This window comes from Pseudomonas sp. MYb185 (assembly GCF_002979975.1).
Lineage (GTDB): Bacteria > Pseudomonadota > Gammaproteobacteria > Pseudomonadales > Pseudomonadaceae > Halopseudomonas.
On sequence record NZ_PCQD01000002.1, the window covers coordinates 80,463 to 96,076 of the forward strand.

At 60.1% G+C, this 15,614-nt stretch carries 17 protein-coding genes and 2 tRNA genes; 4 read left to right on the forward strand and 15 right to left on the reverse strand.

Features of this window, described 5'->3' with window-relative positions; translation table 11 throughout:
- Positions 1-62 precede the first annotated feature (62 nt).
- Positions 63-860 carry an alpha/beta fold hydrolase gene (locus CQ007_RS02905; RefSeq protein WP_105643431.1) on the forward strand — a complete coding sequence of 266 codons (798 nt, stop codon included), beginning with the start codon at positions 63-65 and terminating at the stop codon, positions 858-860.
- Here the strand turns inward: CQ007_RS02905 and CQ007_RS02910 are convergent.
- The 12 genes from CQ007_RS02910 to CQ007_RS02965 all read right to left on the reverse strand — a co-directional run bounded on the left by CQ007_RS02910 (position 845) and on the right by CQ007_RS02965 (position 9,423).
- Positions 845-1,561 carry an SIMPL domain-containing protein gene (locus tag CQ007_RS02910; protein WP_105643432.1) on the reverse strand — a complete coding sequence of 239 codons (717 nt, stop codon included), beginning with the start codon at positions 1,559-1,561 and terminating at the stop codon, positions 845-847. The two genes, CQ007_RS02905 and CQ007_RS02910, sit on opposite strands and share 16 nt — an antisense overlap.
- Positions 1,562-1,988: 427 nt before the next feature.
- Entirely contained in the window at positions 1,989-3,122 is a 1,134-nt protein-coding gene (gene flhB / locus CQ007_RS02915) for a flagellar biosynthesis protein FlhB (RefSeq protein ID WP_105643433.1), read from the reverse strand.
- Positions 3,122-3,898 carry a flagellar biosynthetic protein FliR gene (gene fliR, locus CQ007_RS02920; RefSeq protein ID WP_105643434.1) on the reverse strand — a complete coding sequence of 259 codons (777 nt, stop codon included), beginning with the start codon at positions 3,896-3,898 and terminating at the stop codon, positions 3,122-3,124. The genes flhB and fliR overlap by 1 nt, the downstream gene beginning before the upstream one ends.
- Positions 3,898-4,167: a flagellar biosynthesis protein FliQ gene (gene fliQ, locus CQ007_RS02925; protein ID WP_105643435.1), complete on the reverse strand. Its 270-nt coding sequence runs from the start codon at positions 4,165-4,167 to the stop codon at positions 3,898-3,900. The genes fliR and fliQ overlap by 1 nt, the downstream gene beginning before the upstream one ends.
- 9 nt (positions 4,168-4,176) lie before the next feature.
- Positions 4,177-4,929, reverse strand: coding sequence for a flagellar type III secretion system pore protein FliP (gene fliP / locus CQ007_RS02930; RefSeq protein WP_105643436.1), 753 nt, complete (start codon positions 4,927-4,929; stop codon positions 4,177-4,179).
- Positions 4,926-5,354: a flagellar biosynthetic protein FliO gene (gene fliO, locus CQ007_RS02935; protein WP_105643437.1), complete on the reverse strand. Its 429-nt coding sequence runs from the start codon at positions 5,352-5,354 to the stop codon at positions 4,926-4,928. The genes fliP and fliO overlap by 4 nt, the downstream gene beginning before the upstream one ends.
- A 1-nt stretch (position 5,355) precedes the next feature.
- The gene (fliN, locus tag CQ007_RS02940; protein ID WP_105643438.1) at positions 5,356-5,820 is read right to left on the reverse strand and encodes a flagellar motor switch protein FliN; all 465 of its coding nucleotides are present in this window, start codon (positions 5,818-5,820) and stop codon (positions 5,356-5,358) included.
- A gap of 54 nt (positions 5,821-5,874) precedes the next feature.
- Positions 5,875-6,846, reverse strand: a complete 972-nt coding sequence (gene fliM / locus CQ007_RS02945; RefSeq protein WP_105643439.1) for a flagellar motor switch protein FliM — start codon at positions 6,844-6,846, stop codon at positions 5,875-5,877.
- 10 nt (positions 6,847-6,856) lie between these two features.
- Positions 6,857-7,291 carry a flagellar basal body-associated FliL family protein gene (locus CQ007_RS02950; RefSeq protein WP_371919784.1) on the reverse strand — a complete coding sequence of 145 codons (435 nt, stop codon included), beginning with the start codon at positions 7,289-7,291 and terminating at the stop codon, positions 6,857-6,859.
- Between the two features lie 239 nt (positions 7,292-7,530).
- Entirely contained in the window at positions 7,531-9,156 is a 1,626-nt protein-coding gene (locus tag CQ007_RS02955; protein ID WP_105643441.1) for an FMN-binding glutamate synthase family protein, read from the reverse strand.
- A gap of 101 nt (positions 9,157-9,257) precedes the next feature.
- A tRNA-Asp gene (locus tag CQ007_RS02960) sits at positions 9,258-9,334 on the reverse strand.
- Between the two features lie 13 nt (positions 9,335-9,347).
- Positions 9,348-9,423, reverse strand: a tRNA-Val gene (locus CQ007_RS02965).
- Positions 9,424-9,743: 320 nt separating this feature from the next.
- Between CQ007_RS02965 and CQ007_RS02970 the strand changes: the two genes are divergently transcribed.
- From CQ007_RS02970 to CQ007_RS02980, 3 genes are read left to right on the forward strand one after another with little or no spacing between them, the layout of a single operon-like run.
- The gene (locus tag CQ007_RS02970; protein WP_105643442.1) at positions 9,744-10,190 is read left to right on the forward strand and encodes a TadE family protein; all 447 of its coding nucleotides are present in this window, start codon (positions 9,744-9,746) and stop codon (positions 10,188-10,190) included.
- Positions 10,191-10,221: 31 nt separating this feature from the next.
- The gene (locus CQ007_RS02975; protein ID WP_158256710.1) at positions 10,222-12,405 is read left to right on the forward strand and encodes a pilus assembly protein TadG-related protein; all 2,184 of its coding nucleotides are present in this window, start codon (positions 10,222-10,224) and stop codon (positions 12,403-12,405) included.
- A 12-nt stretch (positions 12,406-12,417) separates the two neighbouring features.
- Positions 12,418-12,894, forward strand: coding sequence for a TadE/TadG family type IV pilus assembly protein (locus tag CQ007_RS02980; protein ID WP_105643444.1), 477 nt, complete (start codon positions 12,418-12,420; stop codon positions 12,892-12,894).
- A 104-nt stretch (positions 12,895-12,998) separates the two neighbouring features.
- On the opposite strand, the gene CQ007_RS02985 is transcribed toward CQ007_RS02980, so the two are convergent.
- The 3 genes from CQ007_RS02985 to CQ007_RS02995 all read right to left on the reverse strand — a co-directional run bounded on the left by CQ007_RS02985 (position 12,999) and on the right by CQ007_RS02995 (position 15,564).
- Complete coding sequence (locus CQ007_RS02985; RefSeq protein ID WP_105643445.1) at positions 12,999-14,015, reverse strand: Rpn family recombination-promoting nuclease/putative transposase; 1,017 nt, start codon at positions 14,013-14,015, stop codon at positions 12,999-13,001.
- A gap of 192 nt (positions 14,016-14,207) precedes the next feature.
- The gene (locus CQ007_RS02990; RefSeq protein ID WP_105643446.1) at positions 14,208-14,945 is read right to left on the reverse strand and encodes a response regulator transcription factor; all 738 of its coding nucleotides are present in this window, start codon (positions 14,943-14,945) and stop codon (positions 14,208-14,210) included.
- 235 nt (positions 14,946-15,180) lie between these two features.
- Complete coding sequence (locus CQ007_RS02995; protein ID WP_256582185.1) at positions 15,181-15,564, reverse strand: response regulator; 384 nt, start codon at positions 15,562-15,564, stop codon at positions 15,181-15,183.
- Positions 15,565-15,614 lie beyond the last annotated feature (50 nt).

Sequence of the window (15,614 nt, forward strand, 5' to 3'; positions counted from 1 at the left end):
GCTGCGCTTATTGATGCCATGGATTATGCTGGCCAACTCTGACATCAATCACTGGAGCATCCATGCTGCATAGCGTCATACAGGGACAAGGCTGGCCGCTGATCTGGGGGCACGGGCAGATGGGCAGCATCGCCCTTGAGGATGCCAGCGGCTGGTTCCACCACTCCGGAACGCAACTGATCCGCCGTATACGCTATGACGCCTGCGGCCATGGCCGCTCCACCGGCAGCAGCGAGGCAGCCCGCTACCGCTGGCCGCGGTTGGCGCAGGACATGCTGGAGATTGCCCAACTACACAGCGGTCAGCCGCGCTTTGCCCTGGGTGGGCAGTCGATGGGGTGCGCCACCGCGTTGCACGCCACTGTCATGGCGCCTGAGCAGGTCAGTCATCTGGTGCTGGCGCTGCCACCCTGTGCCTGGGAGCAGCGCCCCGGACAGGCACGGCGTTCGCGGCAGATGGCAGAGCTGATCGATCGGCGCGGCCTGGCTTCGCTGGTGCGTCTGGCGGCAGGCGACTCTACCCTGCCCCCGTGGCTGCGTCAGGCTCAGCCCCAGATGGGCGAGTTGAGCCGCATAGCCATGGCCGGGTTCGATGCCCAGGTGTTGCAGGCGGTACTGCTCGGCGCCGCGGAATCCGATTTGCCCCCACTGCAGCGCCTGGCCGAACTGTCGATACCGACACTGATCCTGGCCTGGCATGACGACCCGTTGCACCCGATGCGCGGCGCCGAACTGCTGGCCGAGCATCTGCCGCAGGCGCAGTTGGTGGTCGCCGAAAACATCCAGCAACTGAGCGACTGGCCCGAACGGATCAGCCGCTTTGTCGCCTCAGTGCCGGAGCCAGCTCAGCGCAGGATATAGTCGACGCTGGTCACTACCCGCACCTTCTTGGTTTCGGGCGTGTAGGGATCGACATCCTCGATGCTGAAGTAGCCCTGGGAAGCGCGGCGGATACTGCCCACCTCGGCCCCGGCATCGCGGGCGAACTGGTCCGCCGCGGCACGGGCTTCCTGGGTGGCCAGGGCGATCATCTCCGGCTTGATCGCATTGAGCTGGGTGAAGATGAACTGCGGTTGGTGCTCATAACTCTGCGTCAGCGCGACACCGGACTTGACCAGGTCCCCCACGCTTTGCATGCCGCTCTTGACCCGTTCGATATCCCCGGTGCGCACCAGTACGGTCACTTCGGCGCGGTAGCGCTGCGGCGGCATGTTCGAGCCGTACAGGTTGGCGTGCTGATCGGTGATCTTCGGCATCGATAACTGTAGATCGCCTTCCTCGAAGCCCTTGAGCAGCAGGAAGGAGCGAATCAGGTCCTGCTGGGTCTCAATATCTCCCTGCAGTGCATCCAGGCTGTCGCCCATCACCGTGAAATTGATCGGCCACAGCGCCAGATCCGCCTCCACGGTACGCTCGGCCAGGCCCTTGACGCTCACCACCCGGTCGGCATCGCGGAACTGCAGCAGGCCGGTCTTGATGCTCACCGCCATGAAGGCCAGCGCCAACGCCAGCAGGGCCGCCGCGATAACGGCGAACAACGAAACCCGCGAACTCTCGGACATCAATCTGCTCCTGTTTATTGAGGATCACCTACGGATGATAAACCTGTTCCGAATATAGCGCGCTCGCGCTACGCCTGCGAACTCCCAGCCAGCACCATCCTGTCGCCGCGCGGCGGCGCGATAACCCGAGCCAAGGCGCATACTTTCGGGGTGTAGCGCCCCTGCGCTACGCCTGCAACCTCCCAGCCAGCGCCACCCTGTCGTCGCGCGGGGCGCGACAACCCGAACCAAGGCGCATACTTTCGGGGTGTAGCGCCCCTGCGCTACGCCTGCGACCTCCCAGCCAGCACCACCCTATCGTCGTGCGGGGCGCGACAACCCGAGCCAAGGCGCATACTTTCGGGGTGTAGCGCCCCTGCGCTACGCCTGCAACCTCCCGGCCAGCACCACCCTATCGTCGTGCGGGGCGCGACAACCCGGAGCTTTCTCACTCATCCCGACGCAGATCATCCGGAATCGGCGGCTCCGGCATCGGGCCGGGGCGCTTGCCCTTGCCCTCCTGGAATTGGCGCACCTGGTAAACATAGGCCAATACCTGGGCCACGGCCAGATACAGGCCCGCCGGAATCGGCTGCTCCAGCTCGGTGCTGTAGAATACCGCCCGCGCCAGCGGCGGCGATTCCAGCACGATCACCTCATGTTCGGTAGCGACCTCGCGGATCTTCTGCGCCAGAAAGTCCGCCCCCTTGGCCACCACCACCGGCGCGCCGGAGTGCACCGGGTCGTATTTCAGTGCCACCGCGTAATGCGTCGGGTTGGTGATGACCACATCGGCCTTGGGCACTTCACCCATCATCCGCCGCTCGGCCATCTCCCGCTGCAGCTGGCGCACCCGCGACTTGACCTCGGGCTTGCCCTCGGAATCCTTGTACTCGTCGCGCACTTCCTGCTTGGTCATGCGCGTCTTCTGCTTGTTGTCCCAGATCTGGAATGGCACATCCACCGCGGCGATCAGGATCAATGAACTGGCCAGCAGCAACAGCGAGGTACCCAGCACCCAGCCGCTGTGGAAGATCGCCCCCGGCAGCGCCTCGTTGCCCAGAGCCAGCAGATCATCCTTGCGCATGCGCAGTACCACCAGGGCCATGGCCAGCACCACCAGAAACTTGGCCAGCGCCTTGAGCAGTTCGACCAGCGCCTTGATCGAGAACATGCGCTTGAGCCCGGCCAGCGGGTTCAGCCGCTCGCCCTTGGGCACCAGCAGCTTGGCACTGAACAGCCAGCCACCGAGCAGCACCGGGCCGACCAGCGCGGCGACCAGCAGCATCAGCAACAGCGGCCCCAGGGCGCCGAAGCCCTGGCGTATCGAAGTCAGCAGGTGCAGCCCCATGCTATCGGTGCTGTACAGCACCTCGCGCTCCAGGGTGAAGTTGTAGACCATCAGGTCCATCAGCTTGCGCGCCATCTCCGGGCCAAGCATCAGCAGGCCCACGGCGGCAACCATCACCACCGCCAGCGTGTTCAGCTCCTTGGAACGGGCTACCTGGCCCTTCTCGCGGGATTCCTTCTGGCGTTTCGCCGTGGGGTCTTCCGTGCGTTCCTGACCGCTGTCTTCGGCCATCAGCGCGCCCTCACCATGTCCCGCAGCCAGATCAGCGTATCGGAAGCCAGCAGGTGATATTGCCCCGCGGTACTGCTGAGCAATACCCAGAGGATGAACAGACCGAACACCAGGGTCAGCGGAAAGCCGATGGAAAAGATGTTCAACTGCGGTGCGGCGCGCATCATCACGCCGAAGGACAGGTTGACGATCAGCAGCGCGGTGATCGCCGGCAGGCCGATCAGCAGAGCCGATGCCAGCACCCAGGAAAAGCGCAGCACCAGCGTATGGAAGTCCCCGGCCTGCAGCGTCTCGCCGATGGGCAGCGTGGTGAAGCTCTCGACCAGCACCTCGATCACCACCAGATGCCCGTTCATCGCCAGGAACAGCAGGGTCACCAGCATGGTGAACACCTGTGCCACCACCGCCACGGAAATACCCATGGCCGGGTCGTTCATCGAGGCAAAGCCCAGGCCCATCTGCATGGCGATGATCTGCCCGGCCACCACGTGGATCTGAAACAGCAACTGCAGCAGAAAGCCCATCGCCGCGCCGATCAGGATCTGTTCGGCGATCACCACCCAGGTGCTCAGTGCCAGCGGCTCGAGGTGCGGCACGTCACTGATCTGCGGCGCCACCAGCAAGGTCAGCGCCAGCGCCAGATACATGCGGATACGCATCGGCAGCAACTGCGTACCTATCACCGGCATGGTCATCAGCAACGCCCCGATGCGGAACAGCACCCACAGGTAGCCGGCCACCCAGCGGCCGATGTCGCTGCCGGCCAGCTCGATCATCAGCCGATCAGCCCGGGAATGTTACGGTACAACTGTTCGGTGAATTCGATCAGCTGCCGTACCAACCAGGGGCCGAGCGCGATCATGGTCATGAAGGTGAACAGCAGGCGCGGCAGAAAGCTCAGGGTCTGCTCGTTGATCTGGGTGGCAGCCTGGAACACCGCGACCATCAGACCGACCAGCAGGCTCGGCACCACGATCACCGCCACCATCACGGTGGTCAGCCACAGGGCCTGGCGAAACAGGTCGACAGCGACTTCGGGGGTCATGGAATCTCCTTACGTCACGGCGAAACTGGCAGCCAGGGTGCCGATGATCAGCGCCCAGCCATCCACCAGCACGAACAGCATGATCTTGAATGGCAACGAGATGATCAGCGGCGACAGCATCATCATCCCCATCGCCATCAGCACACTGGCCACCACCAGATCGATCACCAGGAATGGAATGAAGATCATGAAACCGATCTGGAATGCGGTCTTCAGCTCGGAGGTGACGAATGCCGGCACCAGGATATGGAAAGGGACCTCTTCCGGGCCGGTCAGGTCGGTGCGCTGCGCCAGCCGCACGAACAGTTCCAGGTCGGTTTCCCGGGTCTGCGCCAGCATGAATTCGCGCAACGGTACGCTGGCCTGTTCCAGCGCCTGCTGTGGTGCCAGTTGCTCGTTCAGGTAGGGCTGCAGGGCGCTCTCATTGATGCGTTCGAACACCGGTGCCATGACGAACAGGGTCAGGAACAGCGCCAGTCCGACCAGGATCTGGCTCGACGGGGTGGACTGCAGGCCCAGCGCCTGACGCAGGATGGCGAAGACGATGATGATGCGGGTAAAGCTGGTCATCATCATGACAAAGGCCGGGATGAACGTCAGTGCGCTCATCAACAGCAGAATCTGCAGGCTGACCGAATAGGTCTGCTGCCCCTCCGCATCGGTGCTCAGGGTAATCGCCGGCAGGCTCAGCGGATCGGCCGCGGTCTGGGCGAAGGCCATCGGCGCCAACAGGCCCAGCAACAACAGGCTCCAGCGCATCATGGCTTGTCCTCCCGCTTGAGCAGGGCCTGCAGCTTGCGGGCAAAATCACTGTTGCCAGCCCCATCCGCAGCGTCGGCTACCGGCTCAGCGAACACATGCAGGGTACTGATACGGCCCGGTGAAATGCCCAGCAGCAACTGCTGGCCACCGACATCGACCAGCGCCAGGCGATCGCGCGGCCCCAGCGGGTAGCTGCTGATCACCCGGATATGCTGCCCGCCCTGCGGTGCCAGCGGTCCGACCCGGCGCATCAGGTAACCGAGCACGAAGATCAGCCCGACCACGATGATCAGCCCCACGCCCAACTGGGCCAACTGGCTGAACAGCTGCGTACCGGCAGCGCCGTCCGCGGCAGTCGGGGCGGCGGCCAGGGGCAATGACAGCCCAGGCAGTGAAACGGCTGTCAGCCAGCGCAACAACCGCATATCAGCTCAACTTCTTGATACGTTCGGACTGGCTGATCACATCCGTCAGGCGAATGCCGAATTTCTCGTTGACCACCACCACCTCGCCATGGGCGATCAGCGTACCATTGACCTTCACGTCCAGCGGCTCGCCGGCCAGGCGGTCGAGCTCCACCACCGAGCCCTGGTTGAGCTGCAGCAGGTTACGGATGGTGATGTCGGTATTACCCACCTCCATGGAGATGGTCACCGGAATATCCAGGATCACATCCAGGTTCGGCCCTTCGGCACCACCGAACAGATCACCGCCCGACTGGCGCTCCGGCGCGTTGAACTCCTCCATCGGCAGCGGCTTGGAGGTATTGCCCGCCAGCATGGCATCGATGTCATCCTGACTGGCGTTGCCTGCCTCATCCAGCGCGGCGGCCCATTCATCGGCCAGCGCCTGTTCTTCCGGACTGATCTCGTCCTTTCTGTCCTCAGCCATCTTGCCTGATCCTCATTTACCTGTAGTACGCGGAATACCGCGGTTTCGGGGTGCTCAGCGCGGACGCGTGACCGGCCCCAGAATCTGCAATGCCAGATTGCCCTTGACCGAGCCGAGCCGCGCCTTGAAGGTCGGCACGCCATTGGCGCACATCACCATGTGCTCGGGCATTTCCACCGGAATCACGTCGCCGGCCTGCATGCTCAGCAGGTCGCGCAGCTTGAGCTCGCGGCGCACCACGGTAGCGCTCAAGGGTACCCTGGCAGCGGTGATTTCCTCGCGCAGGGCACGCACCCAGCGCTCATCATGTTCGTCCACATCCGATTGCACCCCCGAGTCCAGCACTTCACGCAACGGCTCGATCATCGAATAGGGCATGGTCACATGCATCTCGCCGCCACCGCCGTCGAGTTCGATGTGGAAGGTCGATACCACTACCACCTCGCTGGGGCTGACGATGTTGGCCAGAGCCGGGTTGACTTCCGAGTTGACGTACTCGAACTGCACATCCTTGACCGCCTGCCAGGCTTCGCGCAGATCGGCGAAGGCCTGCTCCAGTACCATGCGTACCACCCGCAGCTCGGTCGGGGTGAACTCGCGCCCCTCGATCTTGGCATGCCGACCGTCACCGCCGAAGAAGTTGTCGACCAGCTTGAATACCAGGCGCGCGTCCAGGATGAACAGTGCGGTGCCACGCAGCGGCTTCATCTTCACCAGGTTTAGACTGGTCGGCACGTACAGGGTATGCACGTATTCGCCGAACTTCATCACCTGCACACCACCCACCGACACATCCGCCGAGCGGCGCAACAGGTTGAACATGCTGATACGGGTGTAGCGGGCAAAACGCTCGTTGATCATTTCCAGCGTCGGCATGCGCCCACGCACGATGCGATCCTGACTGGTCAGGTCGTAACTCTTGACCGAGCCCGGCTCGCTGTCCTGCTCGCTATCGATGACACCCTCGTCAACGCCGTGCAACAGCGCATCGATTTCATCCTGGGACAGCAGATCCTGAACCGCCATAATTGTTTTCCTATTGCAGAACCAGGTTGGTAAACAGTACCGACTCGATGGTCGGCTTGCCGAGTTCCTGTTCCATCAGGGTCTGTACCGCAAGGGTAGACTGCTCGCGCAGTGCCTCCTTGCCTTCTGCGGTCATCAATTGGTCGAAATCCGCACTGCTGAACAACATCACCAGTTGGTTGCGGATCAGCGGCAGGTGTTCGGCCGCTGCGGCCATTGCCTGGGGATCACGCCCCATCAGCACCACATTGACCTGCATGTAGCGCTGCCTGCCGCCGTGAGCATAATTGACGGTGAAGGCCGGCTCCAGCGGCTGGTACAGCGCCGGCAGTTTGGCCGGCTCCTGCGCTACCGGTGCCGCGCCGCCACTGTCACGGTTCGACAGCAATGCGTACGCCAGCCCGCCGGCCGACAACAACAGCGCCAGCAAACCGACACAGATCAAGATAAGGAGTTTGCGATTACCTGCTGCCGCTGCCTGCGGAGCCGGTTCTTGAGCCCCTGCCTGATTTCTCGCCATGACAAAATTCCGTCGCCAGTACCGGGCCACGCCCGTTTACATGAATTATCTGCATTGATCGTGCCAGCAATGACATATCACGGCCTTGCTGATTGCCAATGCCTCGCTAGGATAAAGCCAAGCGCGGAAAATGTCTTAACTTCAGTGCCTGCCCGTCAGCAAAACTAACTGGCCGCCATCGGCGCCACTGGCTCGAAACTGTCGGCCCGCGCCATTGACCACATGCGGTTGTAGAACTCTCCCTCCACCTCGCCGCTGAGCAGGGCACCCGGCGTGAGGAACACATGCATCTGCGAATACAGCTTGATCTCGGTGGCCGACAGCCGGTGCACCAGGAACCGCGGCTCCAGTTGCGCCGGATGCGATAGACCCGCCGCCGCGAGCATCTCGGATAGCGCATGCATGGTACTGCGATGGAAGTTGTAGACCCGTTGCGCCTTGTCCGGTACCACCAGGGCGCGCTGGCGGCGCGGATCCTGGGTGGCGACGCCGGTTGGGCATTGATTGGTATGGCAAGACATCGACTGGATGCAGCCGATGGCGAACATGAAGCCACGCGCGGAATTGGCCCAGTCGGCACCGATCGCCAGTACCGAGGCGATATCGAAGGCACTGATCAGCTTGCCGCTGGCACCGATGCGAATCTGCTCGCGCAGGCCGACACCCACCAGGGTGTTATGCACGAACATCACCGCCTCACGCAGTGGCACACCAATATGGTTGGAAAACTCCAGCGGTGCGGCGCCAGTGCCGCCCTCCTTGCCGTCCACCACGATGAAGTCCGGCACAATGCCGGTTTCCAGCATGGCTTTGGCGATCGCCATGAACTCCCAGGGATGGCCGAGGCACAGCTTGAAGCCGACCGGCTTGCCGCCGGACAGCTCGCGCAGCCGCTGGATGAAGCGCAACAGCTCGACGGGCGTGGAGAAAGTGGCGTGCCGCGCCGGTGAAACACAGTCGCGGTCCCGGGGAATGCCCCGGGTCGCGGCGATTTCGGCGGTGATCTTGTGCTTCGGCAGAATGCCGCCATGCCCCGGCTTGGCCCCCTGACTCAGCTTGATCTCGATCATCTTCACCTGCGGCCGACTGGCCTGCTCGGCGAAACGCTGCGGATCGAAGGCACCATTCTCGTCCCGGCAACCGAAATAGCCGCTGCCCAATTCCCAGATCAGATCGCCGCCGTGCTGCAGATGGTAAGGGCTGATACTGCCCTCCCCGGTATCGTGGGCGAAACCGCCCAACTGCGCCCCCTTGTTCAGCGCCAGAATCGCGTTGGCACTGAGCGAGCCAAAGCTCATCGCCGAGATATTGAAGATCGACGCCGAATACGGCTGCAGGCACTGCGGCCCGCCGACCTGCACGCGGAACTCGTCAGGGTTGCCCGGCACCACCGGCAACATCGAGTGGCTGATGAACTCGTAGCCGATCTGATTGACATCCTTCAGCGTGCCGAATGGCCGATCCGAGGTCTCATTCTTGGCCCGGGCATACACCAGCGAGCGCTGGGTGCGGGAAAACGGCAACTGCTCGTTATCACTCTCGATCAGATACTGACGGATCTCCGGGCGAATGCTCTCCACCAGATAACGGACGTTGCCGAGAATCGGATAATTGCGCCGCACCGCGTGATTGGGTTGCAACAGATCGTAGATCCCCAGCAGACTCAGCGCCGCCGCGATCAGCGTCAGCGGCCACAGCCAGCCGACACTGCCCAGCAGCGGTAAGGTGATCAGAGTGAAGACGATGCAGACAATGAAGAAGGTATAACGATTGAACAGCGAAAGACTCATCCCGATTCCCCGGTGGCAACACAATAGCTGACCGAGTCTATCAGTTGCGGGGGACGGAAACGAAAAAGCCCCCGCATCGGATGATGCGAGGGCCTCGTATATGGCGCAGCGGACGGGACTCGAACCCGCGACCCCCGGCGTGACAGGCCGGTATTCTAACCAACTGAACTACCGCTGCGCGTTACCCCGAGTGGTGGGTGATGACGGGATCGAACCGCCGACCCTCTGCTTGTAAGGCAGATGCTCTCCCAGCTGAGCTAATCACCCTCTCTCGAAGCGAGCGCGCATTCTAATCACCTTTTATCATTCTGGCAACATCTCGCCTAAGCCGATGAGCACATTCACTTCGTAACTCAGACATCGCGTTGAGTATTCACGCCGCACGCCCCCTTCTGACACCACGCCGGCAACCGCTCAAGCAGATATGCCAGCAGCCGTCCGCACCGAACCCAAACCTAAGACATAGTCACAAGTCATTATTTCCACCTCCACAAGCATGCCTTATAAAGCAGGATAGCGTTAAGAATCCATACACATCAGCGACTTCAGACAGCCTGCCAAGCAGTTTCCTGGCAGCGGGACAGGATATGCAGCAACGTACAGCAGGGACGAAGCAACGGGGCGCAGCCAGTATCGAGTTCGCCTTTGTTTTCATTCTTGTGTTCATGTTGTTTTACGGAATTGTCGGTTACGTCATTCCACTGCTGTTGCTGTCCAGCTACAACGAAATCTCAGCCGAGGCTGTCAGAGCCAGCCTCCTGATACCTACCAATCAGGAGAATTACCCTGACCAAGTCAGGCAAACCGTCCAGACCGTCATTGATGAGTCCTGGCTCGGTGCAAGAAGCGACAGCTGGAAAAACCAATGCGAAGGCTACGAGAGTGGTTATGTCACTTTTTCCACTGACACCATCAGCGTATGCATAGCTCACAATAACCCAAAGCAAATCATCCCACCTATTACGCTGTTCGGCTGGACCTTTCCCCAGCTGCCTGATGCGTTGATCGGCGAAGCAAGAATCCAACTCAGATAATGACCACTTTCCAGGGAACAGCATAATGTCCATGAACAGGAGCAAGTACGCTAGTAACTATCGGCAGCGCGGCGCCTTTTCGATCATGGCAGCGGGTACGCTGGCACTGGCATTGCTGTGCCTGGTCCTGGTAGTGGACAGTGGCCGCCTGTATATGGAGCAGCGCTCATTGCAACGGGTAGCGGATATGGCTGCGCTGGAGGCGGTGTCGCGGGGTGGCACCTGTCTCAATGGCACAGCTGTTGACTTCGCTACCCAGGCAGCAACAAGCAACGGGCTCTTCCAAAATGGCGGGGAACTCTCCAGCGTTGATTGCGTCGACCTCACAACCAACGATCAAGGTATACGGGTATTCCAGCGCATCAACGAAGATAGCCCGACTATCCGAGTCATAGTTGAAAAAACCACACCAGCCAGCCTGGTGATTCGTGCGGGATGCCTGTTCACCTTCTGCGATAGCGATATTCGACTACAGGCCAGCGCCGTAGCCGGCAAAGAAGAACCCATTGCCGCTTTCTCGGTTGGCTCCCGGCTGATTCGTTTTGATAATGACTCGGTACTGGGTGGGGTGTTGGGGCTGGTTGGCGCTGATCTGAATGACACCATGATCGCCGACTACAACGGCTTGGCCCAAGTGAAAATCACCCCCAGAGGGCTGCTCGAAGCCCTCGGCCTGCCAATCACCAGCGATCTGACCATCGGCGGCCTGAATGAACTGCTGGCAGCCAGAGAACTCGGCGTGGGAGAGATTCTGGACGCCGTGGTGACAGTCGCCGGAGAAAGCCAGCTTATTGACGCAAATACCAAAATACTTGGCGCTCTGCTGGATGCCGGCCTGTCCAGCCTCGATCTGACACTCCTTCTATTGACCCAGGCCGATGGCACGCCCGGCCTGTTTGCCGAGATAATCGGCCCGGCCACGCAAAGCGCCGAGGCCGCTCTCAACGTAGGCGTCAGCGCCCTTGGCCTAATCGAGACAGCGCTGGGCCTGGCAACCCGCGAACACGCGCTGAGTATCGATCGTCTGAATCTCAGCCTGCTGGGCCTGGTCAATGTCACCACCCAGGTGGGCGTGGTTGAACCGCCCTCCATAGCCATTGGCGCCCCCACCAGAAGAGACGCCAGCGGCAATGTCATTCAAGAAGGGATCAGCGCCTATACCGCACAGATCAGAACCTATATCCGTGTTCAAACGGGTAGCGTTGTAGATGCCTTGAATAATCTTGTCGGTCTGCTGGGTATCAATCTGATCAAGATCGACCTACCCATCGCATTGGATCTGGTAACTGGCAGGGGCGTGCTGGAAGACAAAACCTGCACTGCCGCTGCCGATATCAACAATACGGGCAAGGATCACGCAGAAGTCGTCGTTAGCGGCGAAGTGGGCAAACTCTGTATTGGCCTGCCTGTGGATGAAGGACAACTGTTCAGCAAAAGCTTCAGTTGCGAAATAAATACGCGAGGCATCAAACACCTGGATATTCTAAGCTTGGTAAAACTTGACCGGACAAATCAATCCCCCCTGACACTGAATCTTCTGAATATTCCCGAAGAAGATGTCTACCTGTCGCTGGACCCTGCAGAAATCCCCCTCGACTGGTCCGAGATGGAAGGTCGATCCGATTTCAACACTGTTGGCAGCAGTTCACTCAATGCAGGAGACTTGGTTGAGGATCTGATCAACCTTTTACTGAACGCACTGATCGGGCCAAGTACCGTGAGCGGCTCCAGCAATGAAAGCAAGAAAGCCATCGCCACTGAGATATGGAAAGGAGTATCACCGGAAAGCTGCAATACCAGAGGCTGCAGAAAAGACAAGATGGAAGAGATAGGCCAACTTGCCGGTAAGGTTGAGGGAAGCACTGGCCTGCTGAGCGGGCTGGTAAACGGCCTACTCAACCTGGTAGGAGGGCTGCTTGAAGGGTTGCTGGCCGGCAATGGCTGTACCACCAACGGTCTGTTGGGCGGCCTGCTGGGGTCCGGCACCTCAGATAGCAAATGCATAGAGCTGATAGCAAGCGAACTGCCCAACTCCCCCAGCAACAGCACCAATCCGGACAACCACCTGGGCCTCGGCATTCTCCGGGATCTGCTCAACGCCCTGGGCAGCAGCGTACTCACCCCCCTGCTGCAGAACCTGCTGGGCCTGCATGTCGGTGAAGTGGATGTTCACCTGCAAGACCTCAACTGCGGTCATGCCCGGCTGCTGCAATAAAAAGGAGTCAGCATGCGCCCACCGGTTTTCCATCGAGATCAGCGCGGCGCCGTGGCCATTGAGTTTGCCGTGCTGTTCAGCATCTTTTTCGCCGTGCTGTACGCCATCATCGCCTACAGCCTTCCCCTGCTGCTGATGCTGACCTTCAAACAGGTAGCCGCCGATGCAGCCCGCGCCACCATAGCCGTCGATCCAGCAGTTGAAAACTATCGGGACAATCTGGAGACTCAGGTCAGGGCAGAGATTGGAAAGTCCTGGATAGCCAATACTGAGTGGTATACCCATTGCCCTCCTTCGGACAATGAATCGAGCGGTGATGATGGTTACAGCAAGCTGGCCGCTAACGGCAGAACCCTGACCGTCTGCATCCGCTACACGAGCGACAACTACAACGACAACCCAATTGTCCCCACCCTAACCCTGCCCGTCATAGGCCAGATCCCCCAACTACCGATGCTGATCGAAGGCACATCCACCATCCGTCTATAATTCCGGGGTGGTCCGCGCTCGGGCGCTACGCCTACAGACTGTCAGCCGCGCCAACCCCGTCGCCGAGCAGGCGCTCGACAACCCCAGCAGAGGGTGGCTCAGCGTTAGGTAAACACCTCGTCCAGTGTTCGGGCGTCCAGAATATTGTCTGCCCAGCGCTCCAGGTCAGCTGAGCTGGCCTCCTGCAGGCGTTGCTGGGTAACTGCGTCCAGCGGACCAAAGCGGCGGGTCAACAGACGTTGCAGGACACTCTGCTCCCCTTCCTTACGTCCTTGCTCCAGTCCTTGCTCCAGTCCTCGCTCTAGCCCTTGCTGCAATCCCTGTTCCTTCCAGTTCCTCGTCCAGCTCTTGCTCTGTTCTGAAAGCATGGTGCTGATCTCCTGCAACTCATTCAACTGCTCAAAGTTTATACCATCCATTCTTGACGGAAGCAGCACCCGCTTGATCCATACGATGAAGTTCCGGCGCAGGCTCATTTGCTCTGGCAGCGTCAGCCAGTCGATCAGACGGCTCAGCAGCTGTTGCATGTCCTCCGGGGTGCGGCTGTTTTCCAGGCCGAACAGTGCTGCAACCAGGTTACGCACCTGAGGTATGGGGGCGTCGGCATAGGCATTTTCATCCAGCAACAGGTACTGCAGGCTTGGACGGTATTGATCCAGACCACCGGGTACCCGGTCAATCAGGTCGTCAATACTGGTGGTGGCCTGCCAGGAGTGCTCGCCATTGTAGAGCACTATGGGCAACACCGGCGGCAGCTTGCCAGTACTGGTCAGTTCTCCGCCCTTGACCAGATCCTCATAAAGCAGCCCGAGGTAGGTAAGAATGCGTAACGCCATATAGCGATCGATGGAGGACTGAAATTCCAGCAGCAGGTAGATATAGAGCCAGCGCTCGTCATCAGCCCAGCGTACCCGCCAGATGATGTCGTCTTCCCGCTCACGCAGGTCGCTGGATACATAGCTGTCGGGAACACGACTCAGGGTGCTGAAATCCAGCTGCTCCACCCAGGGTTGATCGATATAGCCACGCAGCAGGTCTGCGACCATTTCCGGGTGGCTGAACAGGAGTTTGTAGCTGCGGTCATGTCCGTTGTGCTGGGGTGCCTGACGTTTCCGCGCCATGGGCTGTCTCCATGTGAATCAGGGTGGACAGCATTGGTGCTCATGTGGCGGTGATCAAGCGCTCGATTGAAGGAATGTGCAGGAACTCTCAATCCGTGAGGGCACGACGCGCCGACCCCGTCGTCGAGCAGGCGCTCGACAACCCAGGTTCAGCGCCACTCATTGAGTTGGTGCTCGCCCGTACTTCAACAACTACCGGCGCCCACCCAAAGCCAGTGCCAGCAGGGTGCGGTTGTGCATGTTGGTTGCTCGCAATATCTGGGAGACGTAGAGCTTGACGGTGTTTTCCGAGATTCCCAGCTCGCAGGAGATCTGGTAGTTGGTCAGCCCCTGGGCCAGCAGTTCGGCCACTTCGACCTGACGTGGGGATAGCTTGGTACAGCCTGGCAGGTCGGTCACCGACAGCTTGCCGGCAGCGGGTTCCGGCTCGGCGGGAAGCGGGTTGCCACTCAGGGTTTCCACGCCCTGTTGCAGCTCCTGTAGAGAGTGGCTCATTTCCTTGAGCCGATCGCCAATCGCGCCCAGCTTCTGCTCTGCAGCGCGCTGGCGTACCGCAGCTTGCAGCCGCTTGACACCCTCCAGCAATGCCTGCAGGTCCAATGGCTTCTGGTAGTAGTCGGAAATACCTGCACGCAAGGCATCGATGACGTCTTCCTTGTCGGCGTCACCGGTAAACAGAATGCTCTCGAAAGGCCGCTCCTTGGGCTTGGTTCTGTCCAGCGTCCGGATCAGCTCGATACCATTGATACCCGGCATCCGGTAGTCGCTCAACACCAGACCAATACCCTCATCTTCATGGAACAGTTTGATTGCCTCTGTGGCATCAATACAGCTGACGCACACCATTCCATGCGACTCCAGAAACTCCTTCAACTCTTCGACAATGAACAGCTCATTGTCGACAATCAGTACTTTATTCAAATCATTCATGTTACCGCCAACTCCACCCGGCCCACCCGGCCTGCGCTTGTCAAACAGGCCAACAGCCAGACCAAGAACGCTGAAAAACGCAGGATTGCGGCCATTCTAGCGCACCGATGATCAACGTACGGATAATTTATGATTCAACATCTTGAATGAATCCTCGGCCCTCGCCGAGGCTCAGGTTGTCCGGGCCATACGCAGAAACCTCAAGTAAACGCCATTCGGAGCAGACCCTGAACGATCAGCTCATCGGGCGCTCCGGGAACAGCTTCTGCAGCACGCTGACCAGATGGTCGTAGTGGATCGGCTTGGGCAGAAAGTCCACCGCGCCATTGCGGAACAGGGTGATCACATCGTCCATGTCAGCGTGACCCGAGGTGATGATCACCGGTACGCTGTCCTTCCCCTCGTTATGCTCGGCCAATATCTGCAGCAGGCGCAGACCGCTCTGGTCCGGCATGCGCAGGTCGGAAATGATGAGTTTGATATCCGCATGCTGGTCCAGCGCGGCCAGCGCCTCACTGGCGTTGTGTGCGCACAGGCAAGAAAAACCAAGCTGTACCATCAACTCCTCCAGCTCGATCAGAATATCCTCATCGTCATCAATCAATAGAATCTTTTTCACCGGTGGCTCACTCTTCAACGAATGATGGACCCGAGCGTCAAAGGCCTGCG